The sequence below is a fragment of the Calidifontibacter terrae genome (assembly GCF_054778835.1).
This window is the reverse complement of record NZ_BAAGZF010000006.1, coordinates 61,123-80,818: the sequence shown is the minus strand read 5'-3', so window position 1 is coordinate 80,818 and position 19,696 is coordinate 61,123. Positions and strand designations below refer to the sequence as shown.

Sequence of the window (19,696 nt, the reverse complement as noted above, 5' to 3'; positions counted from 1 at the left end):
AAGGGCGTTAACCCTCGACCCCGGCCCGACTGCCGGTCGAGCGAGAACTACTGCTGAACGCTCGCGGCGCCAGCCGGCAAGAAGCGCTTGCCGATGATGTTCTGCGAAGTGCCGGTGCGGTCCAGCAGCGGTGAAACGCCGCCATTCCAGAACGGGAAACCGGCACCAGTGATCATCGCGAGGTCGATGTCCTGAACCTCCGCGACGACACCCTCGTCGAGCATCCGGTTGATCTCGTCGGCCATCGCGGTCAACGCCGAGGTGCGAACCTGGTCGGCGGTGAGCACCTTCGGGTTCGCCGGAGCCGCGAACAGCTCCATCACCTTGGGGTCGATCGTGCCGTCGGTGCCATAGAACGACGGAATCTTCGCCTCGACCACCTTCGCCAGGTTCGGTGATGCGGAGAACCGGTCGGGGAACGCCGCAGCGAGGGTCTCGCTGTTGTGCAGTGCGATCGGAGGACCGACCAGCGAGATCAGCATGAACGGCGGCATCGGGGTGAGCCCAGCGAACGCCTTCTCGACGGTCTCGATGGGGGTGCCCTCGTCGACGATCCGGCCGGCGTCGCCCATGAAGCGACCGAGCAGCCGGTTCACCACGAACGACGGCGAGTTCTTCACCAGGATGCAGGTCTTCTTCAAACCCTTGCCGGTGGCGAATGCCGTTGCCAGGGTTGCGTCGTCGGTCTTTTCGCCGCGGATGATCTCCAGCAGTGGCATCACCGCAACGGGGTTGAAGAAGTGGAAGCCCACGACCCGCTCGGGGTTCTTCAGGTCCTGCGCCATCTCGGTGATCGACAGCGACGAGGTGTTGGTGGCCAACACGCACTCCGGGGTGACGATCGCTTCGACCTCGGCCCAGACGGTCTTCTTGATCGACATCTCCTCGAAGACAGCCTCGATCACGAAGTCGGCGTCCGCGAAGCCGTCCTTGCTGGTCGACCCGGTGATCAGCGCCTTGAACCGGTTGACGGTGTCGGCGCTGATGCGGCCCTTCGCGCCCAGCTTGTCAATCTCGGCGTGGACGTAGGCCACGCCCTTGTCGACGCGTGCTTGGTCGAGGTCGGTCATGACGACCGGCACCTTGAGCTGACGCACAAACAGCATGGCGAGCTGGCTGGCCATCAGGCCGGCGCCCACGATGCCCACCTTGGTGACCTTGCGGGCCAGCGACTTGTCCGGCGCACCGGCGGGACGCTTGGCCCGACGCTGCACCAGATCGAAGGCGTAAAGCCCCGCGCGCAACTCGTCGCTCATGATCAGGTCGGCGAGCGCGTCGTCCTCGGCGGCGAAGGCCTCCTGGCGCGAAGCGGTGCGGGCCTTCTCCACTAGGTCCAGCGCCCGATAGGCGGACTTGGCAGCCCCGCCGGTGCGCTGGTCGGCCATCGCGCGGGCCTTGGAAACCGCTGCGGTCCAGGCGGACTCGCCGGTGTCGACGGTCTTCCGCTCGACCTTTTCGGCACCAGTAATGACGCCGGCGGCGAAGGCGAGGGAGTCCTCCAGGAAGGTGACCGGCTCCAGCAGACGATCGGCGCAACCGAGGTCGAAGGCGTCCTTGCCCTTGATCATCCGGTTCTGGTTGAGCGGGTTTTCGACGATCAACGTGAGCGCGTTGTTGACGCCGATGAGGTGGGGGAGCAGGTAGGTGCCGCCCCAACCCGGGACGAGGCCGAGGAAAACCTCGGGCGTTGCGTAGGCCGGAACATCCGCGCTGATCGTGCGGTAGTCGGCGTAGAGCGCGATCTCCACGCCGCCACCCATCGACGCTCCGTTGATGAACGCGAAGGTGGGGACTGACAGGTCGGCGATCTTGCTGAAGGCCGCGTGGCCCTGCTGCGCGATCGACAACGCCTGCTCGCGCGAGGTGATGCTGCCGACACCCTTGAGGTCGGCGCCGACGGCGAAGATGAACGGCTTGCCGGTGATGCCCAGCCCGACGATCTCGCCCGCTTCCGCGCGCTGCTTGGCGGTGTCGAGGGCGGCCGACAGTTCGGCCAGACCCGCCTCGCCGAAGGTATTCGGCTTGGTGTGGTCGAAGCCGTTGTCGAGGGTGAGCAGCACGAAGGTGCCACCAGCCAGCGCGACATCCTGCGCGCGTACGTGGGTGACGACTTCAGCCACCGCGGTGGCGGTGGTGTTCTGGTCACTCATCAGGCGACACCTTCTTTGTTCGAGTCGTCGATCGAGCTGACGTAGTCGGCGTGGTGCGGGTTCTCCCAGATGACCGCGCCGCCCATGCCGATGCCGATGCACATCGCGGTGAGGCCGTAGCGGACCTCGGGGTGCTCGGCGAACTGGCGGGACAACTGGGTCATCAGGCGCACGCCGGAGGAAGCCAGCGGGTGGCCGGTGGCGATCGCGCCGCCCCAGGCGTTGACGCGGGCGTCGTCATCGGCGATGCCGAAGTGGTCCAGGAAGGCCAGGACCTGAACGGCGAAGGCCTCGTTGAGCTCGAAGATGCCGATGTCGTCGATCGACAGGCCGGCGTGGTCGAGGGCCTTCTCGGTGGCCGGGACCGGGCCGATGCCCATGACCTCGGGTTCGACACCGACGAAGGAGTAGGTGACCATCCGCATTCCGACCGGCAGGCCGAGTTCGTGGGCGGCGCGTTCGGAGGCCATGACGCAGGCGGTGGCGCCGTCGTTCAGGCCGGCGGCGTTGCCCGCGGTCACGTTGCCGTGGGCGCGGAACGGTGTCTTCAGGCTCTGCAGGTCCGTCAGCTTGACGCCCTTGCGCGGCGGCTCGTCTTCGGTGGCCAAGCCCCAGCCACGCTCAGCGTGACGGGTCGCGACGGTGACCAGATCGGGCTGGATCTTCCCCTCGGCGTAGGCCTTCTCCAGCTTGTTCTGGCTGCCGACCGCGAATTCGTCACAGCGCTGCTTGGTGATGGCAGGGAACCGGTCGTGCAGGTTCTCCGCGGTCTCGCCCATGACCAGCGCGGAGGTGTCGACGAGCTTCTCGGCGATGATCCGCGGGTTCGGGTCGATGCCCTCACCCATGGGGTGGCGGCCCATGTGTTCCACACCGCCGGCAATGGCGATGTCGTAGGCGCCGAACGCGATGCTCGAGGCGACGTTGGTGACCGCAGTCATCGCTCCGGCACACATCCGGTCGACGGAGTAGCCGGGGGTCGTCTTGGGCAGGCCGGCCAGCAGGCTCGCCATGCGACCGAGGGTCAGGCCCTGGTCGCCGATCTGAGTGGTAGCGGCGATCGCCACTTCCTCCACGCGCTCCGGCGGGAGGTTGGGCTGGCGGCGGATGAGTTCACGGATGCATTTGATGACGAGGTCGTCGGCGCGGGTCTGGGCATAGATGCCCTTCTCGCCTGCCTTGCCGAACGGGGTGCGAACACCGTCGACGAAGACCACCTCGGAGAGCGTGCGGGGCACGGGGCCTCCCGGGATTGTGACAATGGGTCGAGGCCGACTCTACCCGTGAGTAACTAACCGCGCTCAGGGCGGTGGCGATCGGCCGCGGCGACGATCAGTGGGGTGACGATCTCGATCTGCCACGGGCGAGCACCCAGCTGCGCCAGATGTTGCGAAACATGCTGGGGATCAAGGATTTCGGTCGGTTCCCACAGCGCCCGCCGCAAGGTGTCTGGGGTCAGCAGATTCTCGATCGGGATGGACCGGGCCTCGCTGAAGACGGTGAGTCCGGCGCGCACCTGTTCCAGGCGGGCGGCTGCCACCGGATCGCGATCGGCCCAGGCGCGCTGTGGCGGCGGAGCATCGTTGCGTACGGTCGCTGCCGGCAGGTCGTTCTCGGGCAGCACGGCGGCGCGATGCATCGCTTGTAGCCAGTTGCGTTGATAACGCGCCAAGCCGACCGGTGGGCGGTTGCCGGAGCGTCCCTTGCGAGGGGCGGCTCGAACCTGCAGCAGTTCGGTCGAGTTCTTCGGCGAGACGTTGGCCAGTTCCACGATCAGGGCGTCGGGCAGGATACGGCCGGGGGCGGTGTCGCGCTGTTGGGCGATCGCATCACGTTCGAGCCAGAGTTCGCGGACCCGGGCGATGGCCCGGCGGTTGCGGATGCGATGCATCCCCGAGGTGCGGCGCCACGGCTCCTGTCGCTGCGGCGGGCCGGTGAAGGAGGTGAGGGCATGGAACTCCTGCTGGGCCCACTCCCATTTGTCCTGGCGTTTCAGATCGGCGGCCAGCTTCTCGCGGACCTCCACTAGGAGTTCGACATCGAGCGCGGCGTATTGCAGCCATGGGGTCGGCAACGGTCGCTCGGACCAGTCGACCGCGGAGTGCTCCTTGGCCAGGGTCACGCCCAGGAAGTGTTCGATGACCGCAGCCAGCCCGACCCGCGGCAGGCCGGCAAGACGTGAACCGAGTTCGGTGTCGAACAGAGCGTGCGGGTGTAGGCCGATCTCGGCCAGGCAGGGGAGGTCTTGGGTGGCGGCGTGCAGGATCCACTCCGCGTCACCCAGGGCGTCCTGGATCGGCGAGAGGTCAGGGCAGGCGATCGGGTCGATGAGGTGAGTGCCAGACCCGGTGCGGCGGATCTGCACCAGATAGGCCCGGTTGCCATAACGGAAGCCCGAGGCGCGCTCGGCGTCGAGAGCGACCGGTCCGGTTCCTGCGGCCAGCGCGGCGGCCACCTGGGCGAGCGCACGTTCGTCGGCGACGACCGGCGGGATGCCCTCAGCGGGGGTTTCGAGCAGCGGGTAATTCGGCGCAGGCTCAGCGGGTGGTGCGTCGGGTTGGTCTGCGGCAGCTGAGGTCAGATCGTCAGTCATCGACGCTGCCCCGGCAGCGCCACCACTCCGTCGGGCAGCGGCGGCAGGCCGGCGATGGTGCACAGCAACGAGCCCCAGGCCTGCAGGTGGGGGACTAGGTCATCGGTGACGGCGGTCCACGAAGCGCGGACCTCCATCTCCACCGCAATGCCGTTCTCGGTCAGCGAGCCGAAACCTTGGGACAGCACCCGGGTGACGGTTCCGCCGGCCTCGGTGAACTCGGCGCCGCTTTCTTCCAGGGCGTCGACCAGCCAGGACCAGCCGACCTCACCCAGTAATGGGTCGTCGGCGACCTCGGCGTCGAGTTCGGCGCGCGCGAAGGTCACGATGCGCCACACGCCATTCCAGGGTTCGGGACCGCTGGGGTCGTGCAACACCACGAAGCGGCCCGAGGCGAGTTCGTCTTCATCAGCAGACGTCGCCACGTCGGCGGTCATCGCCAGCGAGTAGGGCGCGATACGTCCGGGCGCCGGGACCTCGGTGAGACTGACCTCCGGGCGCAGGCGTGCGGAACCGAGGGGGCGCACGGCGCGGTTGAACTGCGAGCCGATGTCGCTGTCGATCTTCTTCGAGGCCACGGGACGAGCCTAGGTCGAACATGCCTACGAACCCGGGAGCGGCACGCCGGGAGCAGCCAGCGATCAGCGTTCGATCAGTCGGCGGTCAGCGCTGGCCACGGCACTGCTGGTCGGAAAGGTTCTCCCGAGCCCAGTCGCCCAGCGACTGCAGGGCCGGTAAGACGGCCGTCCCGCTGGCGGTGAGTGTGTAGGTGACCGACAGGGGCGGGCCGTCCTCGACCGTACGTTCCACCAACCCGGCGCGGGTCAGTTCGCCGAGCCGGTCGGACAGCATCGAGTCGCTGATGCCGAGCGCCCGCTTGAGTTCGGCGAACCCGGCGGGGCCGGAGCCCAGAACGCTGAGCAGCATGCCGTTCCAGCGTTTTCCCAGGAACTGAAATGCCCGGGACAGGGCGCCATCGCAGGCCCGGGGGTCGTGTTCTACCCCGGGAATCGCGTTGGTGCCGTGGGTGCTCATGCCCACATCGTATGCCACAACGGATTTGACAGCGACTTCTAAAACAGGAGTACTCTCAATCTCGCAACTTTCGACTTCCTCCAGGAGACCGCGCCATGACCACCACCACCTTCGAGACCCTCGACGACACGTCCCGTTCCTTGCTGTTCACCGAGGCGCGGACGGCCAACACCTTCACCAACGAACCGGTCGAGGACGAGGAGCTGCGCAGCATCTGGGAGCTGACCCGTTACGCGCCGACCATGGCCAACAGCCAGCCGTTGCGCGTGCTGTTCATCCGCACCGACGAGGGCAAGCAGCGACTGATCCCGCACCTTGCCGAGGGCAACCGCGCCAAGGCCGAGACGGCTCCGGTCGTTGCCGTGCTCGCCTACGACGCCGACTTCCACGAGCAGTTCCCGGTGACCTTCCCCGACCGCGCCGAGACCCTCCGGAGCAACTTCAGCTCGATGCCGGGCGAAGCTCGTGAGCCGATTTCGAAGTACAGCGCGGCGTTGGCCAGCGGCCAGTTCTTCCTCGCGGTGCGCGCCCACGGGCTCGCCGCCGGCCCGATGGGTGGCTTCGACGCCGCGGGTATCGACCAGGAGTTCTTCGCCGGCACCTCGTGGAAGTCCCACCTGGTCGTGAACATCGGCCACCCGGGTGAGAACCCGTGGTTCCCGCGTCTGCCGCGCGTCGACGTTCAAGACGCACTGCGCTGGGCCTGAGCGGATCGAGCAGGATGGCCTCATGGCCGTCCTGCTCGCCCTCCTCTCCAGCGCCGTCTGGGGAAGCTCCGACTTCGCCGGGGGACTGTTCGCCCGTCGAATCGCGGCGGTCAAGGTCGTGGCGATCGGTCAGATCGGCGGCCTGATCGCCACCACCATCGTCTTCTGGTGGATCGCTGCGCGCTCCGGGTTCCCTTCCGGCACAGCCTGGTTCGGTTGGGCCGCAGCCTCCGGCGCGACGGGCGCCATCGGTCTGTTGTGCCTCTACGCCGCGCTGGCCGTGGGGCGGATGGGCGTCGTCTCGCCGATCGCATCCTTGGGTGCCGGTGTGCCGGTGGTCCTGGGATTCGTCTCCGGCGACCGGCTCTCGGCCCTGGTGCTCTTCGGCCTGTTTGTCGTGTTGCTCGGCGTCGTTCTCGCCTCGGGGCCGGAACTGCGCGGCGGAGCCGGGGCTCGCCCCGTGGCCTTGGCCGCAGTGGCCGCCTGCTGCTTCGGCGTCTCCCTGTTCACCCTCGACCAGGCCGCGTCGCACGGCGTCGGCGAAGCCCTGTTCGGAATGCGCCTGGTCAGCGTCGCGACCCTCTTGATCGCCTGGCGGATGTGGCCCGGCGGTCCGGGTGGGGGAGTCGTACGACGGATCGACGTCCCGCTGCTGATGATCGTCGGTTGCGGCGATCTCGCCGCGAACGCGCTGTTCGGATTCGCCGCGCGTCAGGGTGAGGCTGGCCTCGTCGGAGTGCTCGGCTCCCTCTACCCCGTGGCGACCATCCTCTGGGCCCGCGTCCTGCTTGGTGAGCGGCTGCGACCGGTGCAACTCATCGGGGTGGCGGCGATCTTGGTCGGTGTCGCGGTGGTCGTCTCTTAAGCCGTCGGGCAAGCCATGCGAGGATTACCGCCGTGACTTCCCCCGCCGACAGTGCCCTCGTACGCGCCGCCCGTGGACTCCAGGTTCCACACACCCCGGTCTGGTTCATGCGACAAGCGGGGCGCTCGCTGCCGGAATACCGCAAGGTGCGCGAGGGCGTTCCGATGCTCCAGTCCTGTCGGACTCCTGAGCTGGTCGCCGAGATCACCCTGCAGCCCGTTCGACGCCACGGCGTCGATGCCGCCGTCTTCTTCAGCGACATCGTCGTTCCGCTCGCCGCGGCCGGCATTGACCTCGACCTCGTTCCCGGCACCGGCCCGGTGATCGCCTCGCCGATCCGTTCGCGAGCTGATGTCGACGCGTTGCCGGAGTTGGACGCCAGTCAGATCGAAGACATCGCCGAATCCGTACGACTGTGTACGGCCGAGCTCGGCGCAACGCCGTTGATCGGATTTACCGGCGCTCCCTTCACGTTGGCCAGCTATCTCGTCGAGGGTGGTCCCTCGCGCAACCACGAACACACCAAAGCGCTGATGTACGGCGACCCGGACACCTGGAACGCGTTGTGCGCCAAGCTCGCTCGAATCGCGGCGACCTTCCTGCGGGTGCAGATCGAGGCTGGCGCCAGCGCGATTCAACTGTTTGATTCCTGGGTCGGTGCGCTGCCGGAAGCGGACTACCTGCGCTTCGTCCAGCCCCACTCCGCGGCGGTCCTCGGCGCGGTCGCCGACCTCGGTGTTCCGCGTATTCACTTCGGTGTTGGAACCGGCGAGTTGCTTGCGGCCATGGGCGCAGCAGGAGCCGAGGTCGTCGGTGTGGATTACCGGGTGCCGCTCGACGTCGCCGCGCAGCGGGTTGGCGGGGACTACGCCCTTCAGGGCAACCTCGACCCGGCACTGTTGTTTGCGCCGTGGCAACCGTTGCGCGACAAGGTGATCGAGATCTTGGAAGCGGGCAAGGCGGCCAAGGGCCACATCTTCAACCTGGGCCACGGCGTGTTGCCGGCCACCGATCCCGAGGTGCTCACCCGGGTCGTTGAGCTGGTCCACGAGCAGTCCGCCCACTGACAAACCCTCAGTCCGCAGTGTTTGGCTCCAGCGGCACAATCACCCACGGCAGGAAGAACTGCACCAGCGGGCCGATGAGTACGGCGTAAAGCACGGTCCCGATGCCGACGACCCCGCCGAGCAGCCAGCCGATGGCGAGCACGCTGATCTCCAGGCCGGTGCGGACTACGCGCAGACTCACGCCGGTCCGACGGTGTAGTCCGGTCATCAAGCCGTCGCGTGGTCCCGGGCCGAGCTGGCTGCCGATGTAAAGCGCGCCACCGATCCCGTTGACGATGATCGCCGTGACGCAGATGAGGCATTGCAGGAACAGTCCGTGCACGGTCGGGATGACCCGCAGTCCGGCGTCGGTGGCGATGCCGATCCAGATTGCGTTGGCGATGGTGCCGAGGCCCGGCCACTGACGCAGCGGCGCCCAGATCAGCAACACCGGGATGCTGACCGCAATCACCGTGAGGCCCAACGACCACCCGGTATGGCGGGCGATGCCGAAGTGGAAGACGTCCCAGGGGTCGAGGCCAACGCCGGCGCGGACCATCATCGCCATCGCGACGCCGTAGAGGGTCAGCCCGACGAACAGTTGCGGCAGGCGACGGCCGAGCCGGCCAGCGCGCATCTGCGACACCGGGTCGAGATCGACGAGGGCGTAGCGGGGGAGGGTGATGCTCATGGATCCAGCATGCGTCCAAGTGGCCTTGCTCTAAAGGGCCACTTGGACGAGAGTGGTCCCATGGACTTGCGCCTCTCCGGTCGCCGACTGGCCGAACTGCTCGGCCCCGCAGACGTTTCCGGGCCTCGTTATTTGACGATTGCCGACGGCGTACGAGCCCTGGTCGCCGACGGCCGAGTGATTGACGGCACCCGCTTGCCCAGCGAACGCGAACTGGTCGGCGCGCTGCAGGTGTCGCGCACCACGATCACTCGGGCCTATGGCGACCTGGTTGAGAGCGGTTTCGCTCAGGCGCGCCACGGGTCGGGCACCACCGTGCGCGTGCCCGGCGGTCCGGCGGTCGGCGGCGGGGAGCCGCTCGGTCCGGCTGGCGATCCGGGCACCGTTCCGTTCGACCTCACCTGCGCCTCCCCGACTCCGGTGGCCGGCCTGCGGGCGGCGATGGAGGCCGCGATCGACAAGCTGCCGCGTTTTGCGGCCGACGCCGGCTACTTCGCGGAGGGCCTACCGACCTTGCGCGAACTGATCGCCCATCGTTTTGTCGAGCGCGGACTGCCAACCACCGCCGATCAGATCCTGGTGACTGGTGGCGCCCAGGCCGCGACCGCGCTGGTGATGCAGGGCCTACTGACTCGGCGCAGCAGGGTGTTGATGGAGTCGCCCGGATATCCCAATTCCGCTGTGGCAGTGGGAAATGCAGGCCATCGGCCGGTGGGCCTTCCGGTCGGTGACGGGTTGGACCTCGACGAGGTTGAGCGCCTCGCGCGCCGCGGGGGCATCGACGCGATGATGGTCGTCGCCGATTTCCACAACCCGACGGGCCGACTCCTGCCCGGCGCCGACCGCGCGCGGCTGTGTCGACTGTGGAGCGATCACGGTGTTGTCGGCATCGTCGACGAAACGCTCTGCGACACCTGGCTCGACGTCGAACCGGATGTGCGCCCGGTCGCGTCGTACGGCCGTGATGTCGTGACCATCGGATCGTCCAGCAAGACCTATTGGGGTGGCCTGCGGATGGGGTGGATCCGAACCTCGGCTCGGCGGGTGAAGATGCTCGCGACCGCTCGTCGTGCTCTCGACCTGAGTCCGTCGGTGATCGACCAGCTGGTTCTCGCCGAACTGATCATTGCCGGGGCTGGGCTCCCACCTGAGGTCCGCGAACGCTTCCGGGCATCGCGTGATCTGCTGCTCGACTTCGGGCGCAGCCTGGGATGGGAGGCGCAGACACCCGCCGGTGGATTGTCGATCTGGTGGTCGCTGCCCGCCCCGGCCTCGCCGGCGTTGGTCCGCGAAGCGGGTCGACGGGGGATCGCCCTGCACGCCGGTTCCGCCTTTGCGGTGAATGGCGCCGGGTTGGACCGCCACCTGCGGACCCCGTACGCCCTCGGTCCGGAGCGGATGGCCGAGGCCCTTCCGCTGCTGCGCGAGGCGGCGCTGGCCGCCGGGGTCGCCTGACCCCTGCTACGACGCAGCGTCGTGGAATGGGACGATGAGCGCGTGGGTTCGATCGTCGTCATCGGTGCAGGCATCGCGGGGTTGAGTGCTGCCTGGGAGCTGGCGCAGCGCGGTGGCCACGACGTCGTGGTGCTGGAGTCGACCGAGCGCGTCGGCGGCAAGCTGAAGACCGGTGAGGTCGCCGGTGTGGCCGTTGACCTGGGCGCTGAGTCGATGTTGGCGCGCCGCCCAGAGGCCACCCAACTGCTGGCCGAGCTCGGTCTGCAGGCGGTCGCCCCGGCCACCCTGCCCGCGGCGATCTGGTCCCGCGGCGAGATGCATCCGATGCCGCGCGGCACCTTGATGGGAGTGCCGGCCGACCCCCAAAGTCTCGCCGGACTGCTCACCGATGCCGAGGTCGCCCGCGCCGCGACCGAAGAGCCCGTCGAGGTCGGCGACGATATCTCGGTCGGCGATCTGGTTGAACGGGCGCTTGGCCCGGCCGTCGTCGACCGCCTGGTCGAACCGTTGCTGGGCGGTGTCTATGCCGGGGACGCCCGCCGGCTGTCCGCGAAGGCATGCGTGCGACCGCTGTTTGACGCCGTACGAAGTGGGTCGTCGTTGGTGGCCGCAGCGCGGGCCGCGACTGCGCGCCCCGACGATCCCCGTCCGGTGTTCGCGGGTTTGCGCGGAGGCGTTGGAACATTGCCGCAGGCTCTGCGGAAGGCGTTGCAGGACAAGGGCATTGAGGTCCAACTCGGCCAGACGGTCACGAGGATGGAGCGGCAGGGCGCCGGCTGGCTGCTGCGCCTCGCTGACGGCTCGAGCCGCCCGGCCGACGCGGTGACCGTCGCGATTCCGGCCGCCCCTGCCGCCCGTCTGCTCGGCCCGGTCTGCGAACCGGCAGCCGACGCTCTCCGGCGGATCGACTACGCCTCGATGGCGATCGTCACCTACGCCTTCCGGTCCGTCGACCTGCCGGATCTGCCGCAGCGCAGTGGGTTCTTGGTGCCGCCACCAGACGGCCGCCGGATCAAGGCGTCGACCTTCTCCAGTCGCAAGTGGCCGTGGCTTGCCCAGGACCACCCGGATCTGGTGTTCGCGCGGGTCTCCATCGGCCGGGCCGGCGAGGTCCGCGGCCTGCAGCAATCCGATGAGGTCCTGATCAGGGACGGCTTCAACGACCTCCAGGATGCGCTGGGCCCGTTGCCCGATCCGGTCGATGCGCACCTGCAGCGTTGGGGTGGCGCCCTGCCGCAATACGCCGTCGGCCACGTCGAACTCGTCGCCGGCATCCGAGATGCCCTGTCGCCGCTTCCCTCCTTAGCCGTCGCCGGCGCCGCCTATGACGGTGTCGGCATTCCGGCGTGTATCGGCTCCGGCCGTACAGCCGCAATGACTGTCCTGACCGCACTGAATGAACCGACCAGAGAAGGAATCCATGGCTGACCACGCCGCCAACGACCTCCCCACCGAGCAGGCAGAGGAGATCAACAGCAGCATTCGCTACGCGATGTACTCGGTCTTCAAGGCCACTCGTCCGCTGCCCGACTCCAAGAAGGCCGTCAAGGAAGCCGAGAAGTTCTTCGCCTCGCTGGGCAAGAAGGACGTGACCGTGCGCGGGCTTTACGACGTGGGCGGCTTGCGCGCCGACGCCGACCTGATGGTGTGGTGGCACGCCGAGACTGTCGAGCAGTTGCAGGAGGCCTACCGCGGCTTCCTGGCGACCGAGCTCGGCCACAGCTTCGACGGGGTGTGGTCCAACGTCGGTCTGCACCGCGCGGCTGAGTTCAACCGGGGCCACGTTCCGGCGTTCCTCGCCGGTGAGTCCGCGTTGAAGTACGCCTGCGTCTACCCGTTCGTCCGGTCCTATGACTGGTATGTCCTGCCCGAGGACGAGCGTCGCGCGATGTTGCGCGAACACGGCCTGGCCGCAAAGGACTTCGCCGACGTACGCGCCAACACCATCGCCGCGTTCGCCCTCGGCGACTACGAGTGGCTGCTGTGTTTCGAGGCCGACGAACTGCACCGGATCGTCGACCTGATGCGCGAACTGCGCGCCGTCGACGCCCGGCGCCACGTTCGGGAAGAGATTCCGTTCTTCACCGGCCCGCAGACCACGATCACGCAGCTGGCCAGCAAACTGCGTTGAGTCAGTCCTGCGGGTCCAACGTCAGGCTCACCGAGTTGATGCAGAAGCGCTGGTCGGTGGGCGTCTCGTAGCCCTCACCTTCGAAGACGTGGCCGAGGTGGGAGTCGCAGGAGGCGCAACGTACCTCGGTGCGGACCATCCCCATCGAGGTGTCCTTGATCAGCGTCACGTTGTCGTTTTCGGACGGAGCGTAGAACGACGGCCAGCCGCAGTGGCTGTGGAACTTGGTGGTGCTGCGGAAGAGCTCAACGCCGCACGCCCGACAGGAGTAAACGCCGGTCGTCTCGGTGTCGGTGTATTCGCCGGTGAAGGCTCGTTCGGTGCCGCCCTGTCGCAAGACGGCGTATTCGGCGGCGCTGAGCTGGTCGCGCCACTCCTGGTCAGTCTTGGTCACCTTGGTCATGGTTGGCACAACAGCGCAGGCCGGGCGGTTGTTCCGCCCGGCCTGCGTCGTTCACTTCACGCTCAGCGGGTGACCTGCACCGGCAGTCGAACGATCTGCGGGTCGTGGTCCGAGTCCTGGTCGGCGAACTCGGAGTTGGTGTGGACGATGTCGTACGACAGCGACTTGTTGGCGCTCCGGGTGGCCAGCCTCGGGCTGACCAGAATGTGGTCGAGCACCTGGCTGTTGCCCTGGTAGTCGTAGGTATAGCGCTCGTTCGCAGGCAGTGTCCGCGGCAGGTCGGTGAGCGCGTTCGAGCCGGAACCGACGAGGATGTCGGCCGTCTTGCTGAACTCGAAGTCGTTCAGGTCGCCCAGAACCACCACATTGGCGCCCGGGTCAGCCTTCAACAGGGTGTCGACGAATCCGCGGACCACGGTCGCCTGGTTGGTGCGCTGGGCCTCCGAGGAACGCAGCGGCTGCTGGAACCGGCCGAACAACGGGTCGTCGCCACCCTTGGAAGCGAAGTGGTTCGCGATGACGAAGAACGAGCGGTCGTTCCAGGTGAATTGGCCGACCAGCGGCTTGCGGGAGTTGTTCCAGGCCGAGTTCGTTGCATCGATGCGACCCGGCGACTGGGTGAGCGTGGTGTTCCGACCGGTGCCGGTGACCTGGGTCGAACTGGTCGCGGTCGCGCCCGGCCTGTCGACGAATCCGACACCGCGGTCGACGCGATAGAAGAAGACCTGACGGATGTTGCCACCGGGCTGGCCGCCGTCGGTGCCGTCCTCCGGGTTGACCCAACGGGCCTCGTACGACGGGCCGCCAGCGGCCTTGATCGCAGCGATCAGCTTGTCGGTGGTCGCGGTCGAGTCGACGGTGCCGTCGCTGGCCGCGCCGGAGTTGTCCTGAATCTCCTCCAGCGCCAGGATGTCCGGCGCCTGCAGATTGGTGACGACCTGCGTAGCCAGCCGCTGGTATTTGCTCACCGGGTCGCTCGGGGCGAGGTTCTCGACGTTGAAGGTGCCGACAGACAGCTCACTGTCGCTCGGCGTCGCGGTGACTTCGCGGGTAAGGCCGGCCGACTTCACCGGCGCCGGGTCGGTGACCAGCAGCTCGAAGTTGGCGAACGCGTAGTCCATGATCCCGGTGGTCATCCCGGTGTAGGTGTCGCCCACGTTTGCCGTCGGGATCTGCCCCTTGACCAGGGTGTCGGCCAGGATCAGGCGGGCGGAGTTCGGGTTGTCGTACGACCCGTAGACGACGCCGCCGCGCGGATCCTTGATGGCGTCGACGTTCTGTCCCGGAACGACGGGGGTCTCGCCGTACGACGTGTTGGTCGGGCCGACGGCCTTCGCGTCCTGCAGCGACACCCGCATGCCCTCGAGCGACTCGTCGAAGTCGATGGCGTTCTTGGAGGGGTCGAACGTGGTGCCGGCGTTCTCGACGGAGCCGGGGTCGCCCGCGTAGACGCTCTGTTGCGGCGCGATCCGGTCGACGCCGATGACTACCGGGGCGGGCAGTGGGTTGCCTGTGCTGACCGTCGTGGTGGTGGGGTTCGTGAGCTCGGTGGTGGTCAGGTTGGTGGTGCCACCAGAACCGCCCGCGCGATATTCGGAGATGCTGCCGGCGACCTCGACCGAGTCACCCACGACCGCGGTGGGCGCGGTGCGGGTGAAGACGAATAGACCCTCGCTGGTGTTCGGGTCACTGTCGGGGGTCGTCGACTGGATCCAGAAACCGGTGCTGGAGGTCGCGGTCACGACCCCCTTGACGCCGATGACCTTCTTGCCGTTGTAGGGCGAGGTGTGCGCGGCGCCCTGGATCTGGTCGATGGTCGCTTCGGTGCCGCTCGGCGGAGTGGGGTCGCCGCCGCCGCCGGGGGTGCAGGCGCTCGCGCCGGCCGCCGCGTTGCTCGGCGAGGGCGCCGCGGTCTGGAAATCGGCCGCGTTGTTGTCGGTGTCGGTGCAGGGGGAGACGCGGGTGGCCGACGTGGCGTTGGTAGTTCCCGCGGCGGGAGCACCCTCACTGACCGAGGCATTTCCGTAGCCGACGAGGTCAACCGTCTCGCCGGCAGCGTTCACCAGGGCGATCCGCCCGGCGGTGCCACTCATCGGGATGGTGCCGACGACATCGGGTGTCGGCAACGGGGTGGCCGCGGTGTTTGCACCGTCGGCCTCCTTCACCAAGAAGTGAGTGCCCGAGGCGACGGTGCCAGATAGCGCCGTCTTCTGGGCGGTGGTGCCGGCGGCGGAGTAGTACTGCACCGTCCAGCCGGTCAGGTCGATCGGCGCCGAGCTGAGGTTGTAGAGCTCGACGAAGTCGCTGGCGTACGGCGCGCCGGAGTTGCCGCCACCGCCGTAGACCTCAGAGATGGTGACGGTGGAGGAAGCGGCGCGGGCGCTGGGTGCGGCGACGAGTGCACCAGCGGTGGCAAGGACGCCTGCGGATGCGGCGACGGCCAGCCGGAACATCGGGGATGTAGCCATGGGGTGTTGTGCTCTTCCGGTCGGGGGGATTTGGTGGTCCGCGCGTGACGGTAGGGGCTGTGAGCAGCCAGTGGCGGGCGCGAAGGTAAAGACCTGTCGACGGTTCGGTCATCATTGGGTCAAGTGGCTGGAGCCGTACGCTGGGCCGCATGGCAGCGACGAAGCCGGTGATGCTCGATGTCGAGGGTCCAGACGGCATGCGACAGGTCCGAGTGTCGAGCCCGGACCGGGTGATCTTTCCCGACGACGGGATCACCAAAGAGGATCTGGCTCGCTATCTGGTGACCGTTGGCGAGGCTTTCATTCGCGCGAACGGCAACAGACCCATTGCGCTGCAACGGTTTCCGGAAGGAATCGACGGGGAGCAGTTCTTCTCCAAGAACCCGCCGCGCGGCGTTCCCGACTATGTCCGCTTGGTGACTTGCACCTATCCCTCCGGTCGCAAGCACCCGCAGTTGGTGCTCGACGAGCCGGCCGCCGCAGTGTGGTGTGCCCAGATGAACACGGTGACCTTTCACCCGTGGCCGGTGACCGCCGATGACAACGACCGACCCGATGAGTTCCGGATCGACTTGGACCCGCAGCCGGGGCGAGCGTTCGCCGATGTGGTTGAGGCCGCCTACGCGCTGCGCGAGGTGATGACGGAGATCGGGTTCGAGCCGCGGGTGAAGACCAGCGGCAACCGCGGGTTGCATGTTTACGCCTCGATCGAGCCGACCCACGAGTTCCTCGACGTCCGCCACGGTGTCATTGGCGTCGCGCGGGAGTTGGAGCGGCGGCAGCCCGACCTGGTCACCACGGCGTGGTGGAAGGAAGAGCGCGGCGAGCGGATCTTCGTCGACTTCAATCAGGCCTGCCGAGACCGCACCATCGCCGGCGCCTACTCGCCCCGACCGCTGCCAGGCGCACCGGTGTCGATGCCGCTGCCGTGGGATCGTCTGCGCGACGCAAAGCCCGGCGACTTCACCGTACGAACCGTTCCGGGGCTGCTGGCCAGCGACGGTGATGCGTGGGCCGACCGCGGTGCGAAGGGTGACATCACGGCCGCAATTGCGCTGTGGGACAAGGATGTTGCCGAGCGCGGACTGGGCGAGCTGAACTTTCCGCCGGACTACCCGAAGATGCCAGGGGAGCCGCCGAGGGTTCAGCCGAGCAAGAAGGTCGCCGGGCATTGGGACGACGAGGGCAACCGGATCGACGCGGGGTGAGCCAGCACCCCCCCCGACTACGGAGGTAGCTGGGGGCTACTGGGCCAGCACCTCGCCGAGGTCGTACGACGGGGCCCGGTCGACCTGGTCGATGAGGCAGGACTGCGGGTCGCGGTCGGGGCGCCAGCGCAGGAAGCCGACGCCGTGGCGAAAGCGCATCCCCTCGAGTTGATCGAACTTCACCTCGACGACTCGCTCCGGGCGCAGCCGTACGAACGAGACGTCCTTGTTGCCGCTAAATCGCGACCGGTCGGTCTCACCGTGCACCTGCTCGCCGGCGTCGTCGGTGACGACGAGCGGGGCCAGTTCGTCGACCAGCTCGAGGCGGCGCTTGTTGGTGAAGGCGAGGATCCCGCCGACATTGCGCAGGTGGCCCTCGGCGTCGTACATCCCCAGCAGAAGCGAGCCGACTCCGTTGCCGCTCTTGTGAATTCGATAGCCGAGCAGGACTGCTTCGGCCGTACGGCTGTGTTTGATCTTGAGCATGGTGCGTTTGCCCGGCTGGTAGGTCGAGCTGGTCTCCTTGGCCACGACCCCGTCGAGGCCGGCACCCTCGAACCGCTCGAACCAGTCCTGCGCGACGTCGGGATCGTCGGTGACGCGGGTGAGGTGGAACGAACTGCCCTCGGGCAGGTCCTTCAACGCGCCGACCAGGGCGGCTCGCCGCTGCTCGAACGGCTGCTCCAGCAGACTGTCAGCACCAAGCCAGAGGCAGTCGAAGAAGACGATCTCGGCGGGCGTCTCTTGCGAGAGCTTCGCCACCCGGGAGGCGGCGGGGTGGATGCGCTGGCCGAGCGACTCCCAATCGAGCCGCTTGCCGCTGCCGGCGCGGACGACGATCTCGCCGTCGAGGACGCACTGCTCGGGCAAGTCACGCCGAGCGGCCTCGATGATCTCCGGGAAATAGCGCGTCAGCGGTTTGCTGCCGCGCGACTCGAGCTCGACCGTGTCGCCGTTCTTCACCACCACGACCCGGAAGCCATCCCACTTGGGTTCATAGAGGTAGCTCTTGTCCGCGGTCGAGCGCGGCACGGCCGTGGCCGCCTTCGCGAGCATCGGGGTCAGCGGGGTAGCGAACGGCACCTGAGATGACGAGGTCATGGCCTCCATTGTGGGGGCGGCCTGACACGATGGGCCAGTGAAGACCCGACACATCGCCGGAGCCGCCGCCGCAGGAGCCCTTGCCGGGGGATTCGGCGCCACCGGCCTGGCCGCTTATTTCGCGCGCAAGGTCGTCACCCCCGAACCGCCCGCCGACGACATCACGGTCCTTGAGTTCTCCGACCTGACGGTCACCCTCAGCGCCAACGACGAGACGACCGCGCCGGGCCGCTACGGCCTCTGGTCGACCGGGTTCGACACCCACGTCCGCCTGGGCGATGTGCTGTTGGCCGACCGCCGTCGGGTGACCCGCGAACTCCTCGGCGTCGACTTCGGGGAACTCACGACTGGTCCCGCGCGGCTGAACGGCAGCTTCTACGCCGGTCCGCCGGCGACGGCTCTGGGAATTGACCTCGAACAGATCACGTACGAGGGGCCGATGGGTGCGATGCCGGCTTGGCAGATGCGCGTCCCCGACGCCACGCGCTGGGCGGTGCTCGTGCACGGCCGAGGCGCCAACCGCACCGAATGCCTGCGCGCGTTGCCGACGCTGCGCGACGCGGGGATCAACGCCCTAGTGATCAGCTACCGCAACGATCCCGAGGCGCCTCAGGGCGGCGACGGGCGCTACAACCTTGGCCTGACCGAGTGGCTCGACGTGGAGGCGGCGATGGCTCACGCGATCGCCGAGGGTGCGTCCGACCTGCAGCTCTTCGGCTGGTCGATGGGCGGCGCGGCAGTGTTGCAGGTGATGGATCGCTCGGCGCTGAAGGACCACGTCTCGCGGGTTGTGTTGGACTCGCCGGTCATCAACTGGCGCAATGTGTTGGCGTTCCAGGCAGGTCTCAACCGGGTTCCTGCGTTGGTGGGTCGGATGGGGCAGAGCCTGATGCGCGGGCCCCTGCACCGCGGCGTGATTGGGCTCCATGAGCCCATCGACCTGACTCGCGCCGACTGGGTGCGGCGGGCCGATGAACTGAACGTCCCGATCCTGCTGATCCACTCGGCCGACGACGACTTCGTGCCCTTCGGACCGTCGGCCGAGTTGGCCGCTGCGCGGCCCGACATCGTGCGGCTGGAGCAGTTCAGCGTTGCCCGCCACTGCCGCTCATGGAACGTCGACAGCCAGCGGTGGGAGCGCGCCGTTCGCTCGTTCTGCGCCCCTCAGGTGGTGCCCTGACGCAGGTCCCAGCGGGCCAGCAGGGTGCTGTCGGATTCGATCAACGCGGCCAGGTGGGCCGGACGATCGAAGGTCGGGCCGTTGACCATCCGGTGGGCGCTGCCCCCGACCAGGACCGGTGCGGTGGTGAGGCAGACCTCGTCGACGACATCGGCCGCGAGCGCCAGCGCCGCGATCGTCGGCCCGCCCTCACACAGCACCCGCTGGTAGCCGCGCTTACGCAGTTCGTCGAAGGCCCTGCGTACGCCGTCGGAGCCGGAGGAGTCCAGCGCGAACACGTCGCGGCGGCCATCGGTGTCGACACTCGCCGGCAGGACCCCGTCCTGTGACAGAACGGCTAGCGCCGGATGATCGGCGCGCCCAGCCCGCAGCGCGGTCCACCGCTCGTCGGTCACCGGAGCGTCATAGCCCTCCACCCGCGCGGTGTTGGCGCCCGCGACGACGACATCGGCCCACGCGCGCAGCATTTGAAAGACCGCACCGTCGACATCGTTGTTGATCGAACCCGACCGTCCATCGGATCCAACGACCGAACCATCAACAGTGGCAACGAAGTTCAGACGCACGTTCCATTGAGACAGAGCGTCGCAGTCATAGACATCGGGCAGGTCTGACACGGAGATCGGGCGGGCGACTGGCAGCAGTTCACGCATAGGTCCATCC

General features: G+C 67.8%; 18 protein-coding genes. 8 read left to right on the top strand and 10 right to left on the bottom strand.

Going from position 1 to position 19,696, the window contains the following annotated elements; translation table 11 throughout:
- Positions 1–47 precede the first annotated feature (47 nt).
- From ACYU98_RS08590 to ACYU98_RS08570, 5 genes are all read right to left on the bottom strand, one after another.
- The gene (locus tag ACYU98_RS08590; protein ID WP_460467790.1) at positions 48–2,150 is read right to left on the bottom strand and encodes a 3-hydroxyacyl-CoA dehydrogenase NAD-binding domain-containing protein; all 2,103 of its coding nucleotides are present in this window, start codon (positions 2,148–2,150) and stop codon (positions 48–50) included.
- Positions 2,150–3,388, bottom strand: a complete 1,239-nt coding sequence (locus ACYU98_RS08585; RefSeq protein WP_460467789.1) for a thiolase family protein — start codon at positions 3,386–3,388, stop codon at positions 2,150–2,152. The genes ACYU98_RS08590 and ACYU98_RS08585 overlap by 1 nt, the downstream gene beginning before the upstream one ends.
- 53 nt (positions 3,389–3,441) lie before the next feature.
- Entirely contained in the window at positions 3,442–4,743 is a 1,302-nt protein-coding gene (locus ACYU98_RS08580; RefSeq protein ID WP_460467788.1) for an HRDC domain-containing protein, read from the bottom strand.
- Positions 4,740–5,321: a DUF3000 domain-containing protein gene (locus ACYU98_RS08575; RefSeq protein ID WP_460467787.1), complete on the bottom strand. Its 582-nt coding sequence runs from the start codon at positions 5,319–5,321 to the stop codon at positions 4,740–4,742. The genes ACYU98_RS08580 and ACYU98_RS08575 overlap by 4 nt, the downstream gene beginning before the upstream one ends.
- A gap of 85 nt (positions 5,322–5,406) precedes the next feature.
- Positions 5,407–5,778: a winged helix-turn-helix transcriptional regulator gene (locus ACYU98_RS08570; RefSeq protein WP_460467786.1), complete on the bottom strand. Its 372-nt coding sequence runs from the start codon at positions 5,776–5,778 to the stop codon at positions 5,407–5,409.
- A 95-nt stretch (positions 5,779–5,873) separates the two neighbouring features.
- Here ACYU98_RS08570 and ACYU98_RS08565 point away from each other — a divergent pair, with 95 nt between their 5' ends.
- From ACYU98_RS08565 to hemE, 3 genes are read left to right on the top strand one after another with little or no spacing between them, the layout of a single operon-like run.
- On the top strand, positions 5,874–6,485 hold the full coding sequence (locus ACYU98_RS08565; RefSeq protein WP_460467785.1) for a malonic semialdehyde reductase: 612 nt from the start codon (positions 5,874–5,876) through the stop codon (positions 6,483–6,485).
- A 22-nt stretch (positions 6,486–6,507) separates the two neighbouring features.
- Positions 6,508–7,350: an EamA family transporter gene (locus ACYU98_RS08560; RefSeq protein WP_460467784.1), complete on the top strand. Its 843-nt coding sequence runs from the start codon at positions 6,508–6,510 to the stop codon at positions 7,348–7,350.
- A gap of 32 nt (positions 7,351–7,382) precedes the next feature.
- Complete coding sequence (gene hemE, locus ACYU98_RS08555) at positions 7,383–8,417, top strand: uroporphyrinogen decarboxylase (protein ID WP_460467783.1); 1,035 nt, start codon at positions 7,383–7,385, stop codon at positions 8,415–8,417.
- A gap of 7 nt (positions 8,418–8,424) precedes the next feature.
- Here the strand turns inward: hemE and yczE are convergent, their stop codons facing one another.
- Positions 8,425–9,087 carry a membrane protein YczE gene (gene yczE / locus ACYU98_RS08550; RefSeq protein ID WP_460467782.1) on the bottom strand — a complete coding sequence of 221 codons (663 nt, stop codon included), beginning with the start codon at positions 9,085–9,087 and terminating at the stop codon, positions 8,425–8,427.
- 60 nt (positions 9,088–9,147) lie between these two features.
- On the opposite strand from yczE, the gene ACYU98_RS08545 reads away from it, so the two are divergent.
- From ACYU98_RS08545 to hemQ, 3 genes are read left to right on the top strand one after another with little or no spacing between them, the layout of a single operon-like run.
- Positions 9,148–10,542, top strand: coding sequence for an aminotransferase-like domain-containing protein (locus ACYU98_RS08545; RefSeq protein ID WP_460467781.1), 1,395 nt, complete (start codon positions 9,148–9,150; stop codon positions 10,540–10,542).
- A gap of 3 nt (positions 10,543–10,545) precedes the next feature.
- Complete coding sequence (hemG, locus tag ACYU98_RS08540; protein ID WP_460468351.1) at positions 10,546–11,970, top strand: protoporphyrinogen oxidase; 1,425 nt, start codon at positions 10,546–10,548, stop codon at positions 11,968–11,970.
- Positions 11,963–12,673, top strand: coding sequence for a hydrogen peroxide-dependent heme synthase (gene hemQ, locus ACYU98_RS08535; RefSeq protein WP_460467780.1), 711 nt, complete (start codon positions 11,963–11,965; stop codon positions 12,671–12,673). Before hemG ends, hemQ begins: the two co-directional genes overlap by 8 nt.
- Before the next feature lies 1 nt (position 12,674).
- Here the strand turns inward: hemQ and msrB are convergent, their stop codons facing one another.
- On the bottom strand, positions 12,675–13,076 hold the full coding sequence (msrB, locus tag ACYU98_RS08530) for a peptide-methionine (R)-S-oxide reductase MsrB (RefSeq protein WP_460467779.1): 402 nt from the start codon (positions 13,074–13,076) through the stop codon (positions 12,675–12,677).
- A 62-nt stretch (positions 13,077–13,138) separates the two neighbouring features.
- Positions 13,139–15,544, bottom strand: a complete 2,406-nt coding sequence (locus ACYU98_RS08525; RefSeq protein WP_460467778.1) for a lamin tail domain-containing protein — start codon at positions 15,542–15,544, stop codon at positions 13,139–13,141.
- Between the two features lie 149 nt (positions 15,545–15,693).
- Here ACYU98_RS08525 and ligD point away from each other — a divergent pair, with 149 nt between their 5' ends.
- Complete coding sequence (gene ligD, locus ACYU98_RS08520; RefSeq protein ID WP_460467777.1) at positions 15,694–16,752, top strand: non-homologous end-joining DNA ligase; 1,059 nt, start codon at positions 15,694–15,696, stop codon at positions 16,750–16,752.
- Between the two features lie 36 nt (positions 16,753–16,788).
- Here ligD and ACYU98_RS08515 read toward each other — a convergent pair whose 3' ends face one another.
- Positions 16,789–17,853, bottom strand: a complete 1,065-nt coding sequence (locus ACYU98_RS08515) for an ATP-dependent DNA ligase (RefSeq protein ID WP_460467776.1) — start codon at positions 17,851–17,853, stop codon at positions 16,789–16,791.
- Between the two features lie 37 nt (positions 17,854–17,890).
- Here ACYU98_RS08515 and ACYU98_RS08510 point away from each other — a divergent pair, with 37 nt between their 5' ends.
- Positions 17,891–19,033, top strand: a complete 1,143-nt coding sequence (locus tag ACYU98_RS08510; RefSeq protein WP_460467775.1) for an alpha/beta hydrolase family protein — start codon at positions 17,891–17,893, stop codon at positions 19,031–19,033.
- Here the strand turns inward: ACYU98_RS08510 and ACYU98_RS08505 are convergent.
- Positions 19,018–19,686: a dihydrofolate reductase family protein gene (locus ACYU98_RS08505; protein ID WP_460467774.1), complete on the bottom strand. Its 669-nt coding sequence runs from the start codon at positions 19,684–19,686 to the stop codon at positions 19,018–19,020. The two genes, ACYU98_RS08510 and ACYU98_RS08505, sit on opposite strands and share 16 nt — an antisense overlap.
- Positions 19,687–19,696: the final 10 nt, after the last annotated feature.